At 45.7% G+C, this 5,244-nt stretch carries 4 protein-coding genes and 2 pseudogenes; 3 read left to right on the top strand and 3 right to left on the bottom strand.

The genetic code is table 11. The features are described from left to right. The 3 genes and pseudogenes from IM509_RS09325 to IM509_RS09315 all read left to right on the top strand — a co-directional run. Positions 1-116, top strand: a pseudogene (locus IM509_RS09325) (IS1 family transposase); the annotation flags it as partial. Positions 117-284: 168 nt separating this feature from the next. Continuing rightward, a complete protein-coding gene (gene pgsA / locus IM509_RS09320; RefSeq protein WP_002759356.1) occupies positions 285-818 on the top strand; it encodes a CDP-diacylglycerol--glycerol-3-phosphate 3-phosphatidyltransferase in 534 nt (177 codons plus the stop codon). 136 nt (positions 819-954) lie between these two features. After that, a complete protein-coding gene (locus tag IM509_RS09315) occupies positions 955-1,809 on the top strand; it encodes a calcium-binding protein (protein ID WP_052276868.1) in 855 nt (284 codons plus the stop codon). Positions 1,810-2,018: 209 nt separating this feature from the next. Here IM509_RS09315 and IM509_RS09310 read toward each other — a convergent pair whose 3' ends face one another. The 3 genes and pseudogenes from IM509_RS09310 to IM509_RS09300 all read right to left on the bottom strand — a co-directional run. Then, positions 2,019-4,271, bottom strand: coding sequence for a PBP1A family penicillin-binding protein (locus IM509_RS09310; protein ID WP_185238036.1), 2,253 nt, complete (start codon positions 4,269-4,271; stop codon positions 2,019-2,021). A gap of 114 nt (positions 4,272-4,385) precedes the next feature. Continuing rightward, positions 4,386-4,910 (bottom strand): acetolactate synthase small subunit, encoded by a 525-nt coding sequence (ilvN, locus tag IM509_RS09305; RefSeq protein WP_002743360.1) that lies wholly within the window; start codon positions 4,908-4,910, stop codon positions 4,386-4,388. 49 nt (positions 4,911-4,959) lie between these two features. Then, positions 4,960-5,109: pseudogene (locus tag IM509_RS09300) on the bottom strand (RNA-guided endonuclease TnpB family protein); the annotation flags it as partial. Between the last annotated feature and the right edge of the window lie 135 nt (positions 5,110-5,244).

Raw genomic sequence — 5,244 nt, 5'->3', positions numbered from 1 at the left:
TAGCCCGATTGCATCGCAAAACACTCTGCTATTCTAAGTCTACAGAAATGTTAGGATACTCTATTCGTTTATTAATTCATTATCTGAAGTTTCAAGAAGTGCCTATTCCTTACTGATTCATAGCTTAATTCAGCAACGCCTCGATCAGTCTTTGTGTCCTTTGTGTTTTTGTGGTTCCTTCCACTCACTCGCTAGGAGGAATGTATCTTAGAATACATTTTACCCACCAAACCTAAGAGAGCCTGATTACTGTTGGCTGATTACTGATTACTGTTTACTGAAAAATGAACCTACCCAACTCGATTACCCTATCACGACTCTTGGGACTGCCATTAATTTTATACTGGTTGCACCAAGGCACAGAAATCGATCGCTGGTTAAGTTTAATTATCTTTCTGATTGCTGCCAGCACCGATTGGCTCGATGGTTATTTAGCGCGAAAATTAAATCAAATCACCGAATTAGGTAAATTTCTCGATCCTTTGGTCGATAAATTACTGGTTCTCGCTCCCCTCTTAGCTCTGATTGAAATGGATTTAATTGCTGCTTGGGGAGTATTTTTGATTCTCGCTCGCGAATTAGCGATCGCTGGTTGGCGCATTAATCCGAATTTAACAGGAAATAGCGACATAAAAGGGGCTAATTGGTGGGGAAAAAGCAAAACAGTCAGCCAAATTGTCGCTATCGCTCTCTTAATCGCTCCCTTGCCTTCTGAATATAATTTAATTGCTCTGGTGGCTTTTTGGCTATCGGTGATATTAACTTTAATTTCTGGTCTGATTTATATCACACCCAGCCAAAAATTAACCCAAAATTGATAAAAACTTAACCATTAGCAATAATTCAGGAAACAAGCCTCGCAAACATGATTGCATTTTTTTTCTTGGTATATAATAATCGGGAGGAAGATTATCAGACTCTTCAAATTCAAACAAATCATTCAAAGAAAAAATCATGCCCACTGTAACCATATCATTCGCTGACTCCACCTCTGGTGTTACTTTCAATCCTGCTGTGACTACTTCAGTTGCCGCTTTCCTGAACGCCCATCCTACTGTCCCCATTAGTATATCAGCAACAGGCCTTGCCGACGATAATCTCACTTCCCTAGGCCTTTTAAGTATGGGCGGCGATACAGTTTGGAGAATAGCCAAAGCAGGCGTTGCTGATAACACAGCAACCCTTTCCAGGGTCGGTGGAGGCTTTTCTACGACCCTTTCCCTGCCAGCAGATAGCCTTACCTTTGTTAGAGCTTCGACTGCCGGCACTTATCAACTAACAACCGGCGGTGTTACTTTCACGAAAGCGTCGGGTCCGCAAATAGTAAGTACGATCGCACCACTCCCCCTCACTGATTCCTATTTCATCACAGGTAGTGCGTTCAACGATAGCCTAGTCGGTGGCACTGGAAACGATAGCCTAGTCGGTGGTGATGGAAACGATACTTTAGTTGGTGGTGCTGGAACCGATACTTTAACTGGTGGTGCTGGTGCTGACAATTTTGTTTTCAACAGTCCCAGCGAAGGATTTGATTGGATCTCGGGTTTTAGCTCCTCTCAAGGTGATGTTATCAATGTTTCCGCCACTGGTTTCGCTGGTGGACTGACTGCTGGTCCTTTGGGTACTGCACAATTCCGTTCTGGTGCGGGAATCAATAGCGCTGCTACTGCAGATCAAAGATTTATCTACAATACTGCCAATGGTGCTTTATGGTTTGACGTAGATGGTGTTGGTGGCGTTGCTTCGGTTCGAATCGCAAATCTTATTGGTTTTCCAACCCTCACTGCAGCCAATATTGTCGTTATCTAATCTATCCCTGTCCATCCCCTGCGGTGAGTCGGACAATTGTTGATTTTTGCGGGAAAATTAACCACCAGAAATAATCGGTAGGGGTGTGTTAGCTAGGGCTAGGACACCCTTATTAGTTTAAAGCAGTTATCTTGATAGTGAGGTACGAAGTCTCTGGTTTTAGGGAACTCTGGAACAGGCAATGGGAACAGTAGCTAGTCCTATTGGCATTAGTTTTGTGTAGTGATTAACTGACGGTGATAATCGCCCCATAACCGGGCTGCCTGTTGACTACTGCCGGAAGTGGGAGAATTATTATCATTCCCTAACCAAATGCCTGTCACCCAGTCGCGACGGGGAAGATAGCCGATAAACCAGAGATCCACATAATTATTAGTAGTTCCCGTTTTACCCGCTTCTCCCATGCCAATACTGGCAGCGCCGCCTGTCCCATTAGTTATCACCCCCCGCAATAAACTATTCATCGTTTCGGCGGTTTTAGGGGAAATTACCTGCTGATTTCTCTCGCTATCCTTGCCATAGTCATAAATAACCCGACAGGTACTCAAATCCTCCACATTTTTACAGTCGGAAGCGTCGAGAATGCGTTTAATGGCGTGGGGACGATTCCAGCGCCCGCCATGGTCAAAAACCCCATAAGCGCCGGTCATTTCTAAGACATTTACCTCGCTTTGCCCTAAAATTAGCCCCGGTACGGGATTTAAAGGTGATTTTACCCCCAAAAGTTCCGCCACATTGACCACATTACTTAATCCTGCCTCGCGAGCAATGCGAAGGGCGACACTATTTTCCGATTGCGCTAAACCTTGAAACATATTGATGGCCCCGCTACTGCGTTCACAGGGAGAATAGGCCTGTCCTTGCCAAGAGAGTCCAGCGCAGGTATAGGTTTTATAGGGCGATATTCCCTTTTCTAGGGCGGCAGCATAAGCAAATACCTTAAAAGTGGAACCGGGTTGACGTTTAGCTTGGATAGCGCGGTTAAATTGGCTTTTTTGATAATCAACTCCCCCGACTAAAGCGAGAATTTCCCCAGTTTGACTGTTTAGGGTAACTAAAGCTCCTTGGGAGTATCGATAGCGGGGGCCTTGGTTTAAGACATTATTTTTTAAGCTTTTTTCTGCGATCGCTTGCAGCCGGCGGTCTAAACTGGTTTCAACGATAAAATTGCCCTCTTTCGCCACTTCTTCCCCTAAAAGATCCTGTAATTCCTCGAAAACGTAACTATAAAAATATGGTGCAATCGTACTAGACAGGGATTTTTTGGCTTGGGGACTGATTTCAATGCGGGATCTGCGAGCGCTGGCGGCCGCTTCCGGGGAAATCATGCCTAATTGAGCCATGCGATCGATGACACGATTGCGTAATTGTACGGAAGTGTCGTAATCTTGAACGGGATTAAATAGATTCGGGGCGGGTAACATAGCCACAAGGGTGGCAGCCTCGGAGATATCTAAATCTCTAGCGGATTTATCGAAATAAAAGCGGGCTGCATCTTCAAAACCGTAACCGGCCAAACCGAGATAAACTCGATTGAGATAGGTTTTGAGAATTGTATCCTTACTATAGACTGCTTCTAATTGTAAGGCGACAACCATCTCCCGGAGTTTGCGATCGGCAGTATTTTGGCGACCGACTTCGGGGAATAAACTACGCGCTAACTGTTGAGTCAGGGTGCTGGCCCCTTGACGAATGCCTTGACCTTGCCAATTAATCATAACAGCCCGGACAATCCCGAAAGGATCAACGCCAAAATGCCAGTAAAAACGACTATCTTCGGAAGCGACAACCGCCTTGGGCAGATAGGGAGAAAAATCGCCCAGATTATCTAATTCTTGGTGAGTTTCCTGTCGCCTGGGATTGAGGGGAGTTTGACCATCCCTAGCATAAACCACCACCGGACCGCTCACCCCGGAAGGGAGTGGATAAACATTAACTCTGCGACTTTCCCAGATAACCGCTAGAACTAATAAACCGAAAATACCCCCCGCACCATAGAAACCATAGCGCAAAAGTTTCGCCCACAGGGGAGGGGGACAGTAATAGGAGATGGTGACACAATTGGCTAAATCTGGAGGGGCCAGGGTAAAGGTATCACCATGACGCAGGGAAACGCTTTTCAGACGACGTTTACCCATATAAACCCCGTTAGTGGAGTTTTCATCTGTGAGCAGGAAATTATGGGGATTTTTCGGGTCCCGCTGCAGGGAACAATGAATCTGACTCACCACGGTATTACGGATAGTAATATCACAGGAACTGGAACTACGACCTAACAAATAGCGATCACCAATGAGGGGATATTTGCTTTCCCCGCTGCCATTCTCGTTTTTAAGGCGTAATTCAGGAACTATCGCCCCTTTTTTGAGATTTACCGCCTGAAAATTCACCTTTCCTTGCAATTTCTGCACGGCAACGGTGACAAGTTGACTAATTTGGGTTTTCGGCGACTGGTTAGACATAGTTTTTATCAGTTATCAGCTTCTGAAGGCAAGTGGGGAAGTGGGGAAGTGGTAAATTTCAACTAAAACCCTAACACCCTAACACCCTAACACCCCAATTCATCCCCAATATGCCTAAATTGCCATTTTAGCCTCTAAAGCTTTCAGGTATTCCGTATTGACTCCCGACTCGCGAATCAGAGCAATTTTACCGGTACGGGCCACCTCGCGAACGCCAAATTTATTCAGCATTTGCATAATTGCCACCATTTTACCCGGATCCCCCACCACTTCGATGGTCAGGGTTTCCTCGGAAATATCCACAATCCGGGCCCGAAATACCTGCGCTAATTCGATCACTTCCGCTCGGCGCTCGGCGGTAGCATTAACTTTAATCAGCATTAATTCCCTTTCCACACAAGGGGTTTGGGTGATATCCTGCACCTTGAGGACGTTAATTAATTTGTAAAGTTGTTTGGTTAACTGTTCGATGCTGTCCTCGTCCCCGGGTACTACCATCGTAATCCGAGAAACTCCCATCTGTTCAGCCGGACCCACAGCCAGACTTTCAATATTAAAGCCGCGACGGGCGAATAATCCAGCAATACGGGTTAAGACTCCCGCTTCATCTTCAACTAATACGGATAATGTGTGTTTCATGGCGCTCTGTCTGCACAACCTATATTTCACCATTTTGACACTCCCCGCGCTAAAGCGACGGGGATTCTTGGTTCAAAGAGATTACTTGCTTAGACAGAATTACTTCTGAAAAAGTAGAGGTATTCTCTCCCCAAGCGTTCATCGGGTCTAGCCCAAAAGTTCCCGTATGCCCTACGGTACTTAACCCTTTTTGAAGGATGATTAAAGTCAGTAAGAGAGTCGCCTCTCCTACTGCTCTACAAAACGGAACGTGACAATTTCTCGTCATTCCGCTCCTCAACTACACGGGGTTTGTCATTCCTACGTCATTACCAACATATCCTTTACCCAGATG

Origin of the sequence: Microcystis sp. M31BS1, assembly GCF_020245285.1 — a bacterium.
Classification (GTDB): domain Bacteria; phylum Cyanobacteriota; class Cyanobacteriia; order Cyanobacteriales; family Microcystaceae; genus Microcystis; species Microcystis panniformis.
The sequence above is the reverse complement of the archived record's forward strand: the minus strand, read 5'-3'. Positions and strand labels throughout refer to the sequence as shown.

What these genes read in the sequence shown, in the direction of transcription:
- pgsA (WP_002759356.1), top strand. Translation starts at nt 285, where the DNA reads ATGAACCTACCCAACTCGATTACCCTATCACGACTCTTGGGACTGCCA.
- IM509_RS09315 (WP_052276868.1), top strand. Translation starts at nt 955, where the DNA reads ATGCCCACTGTAACCATATCATTCGCTGACTCCACCTCTGGTGTTACT.
- IM509_RS09310 (WP_185238036.1), bottom strand. Translation starts at nt 4,271, where the DNA reads ATGTCTAACCAGTCGCCGAAAACCCAAATTAGTCAACTTGTCACCGTT.
- ilvN (WP_002743360.1), bottom strand. Translation starts at nt 4,910, where the DNA reads ATGAAACACACATTATCCGTATTAGTTGAAGATGAAGCGGGAGTCTTA.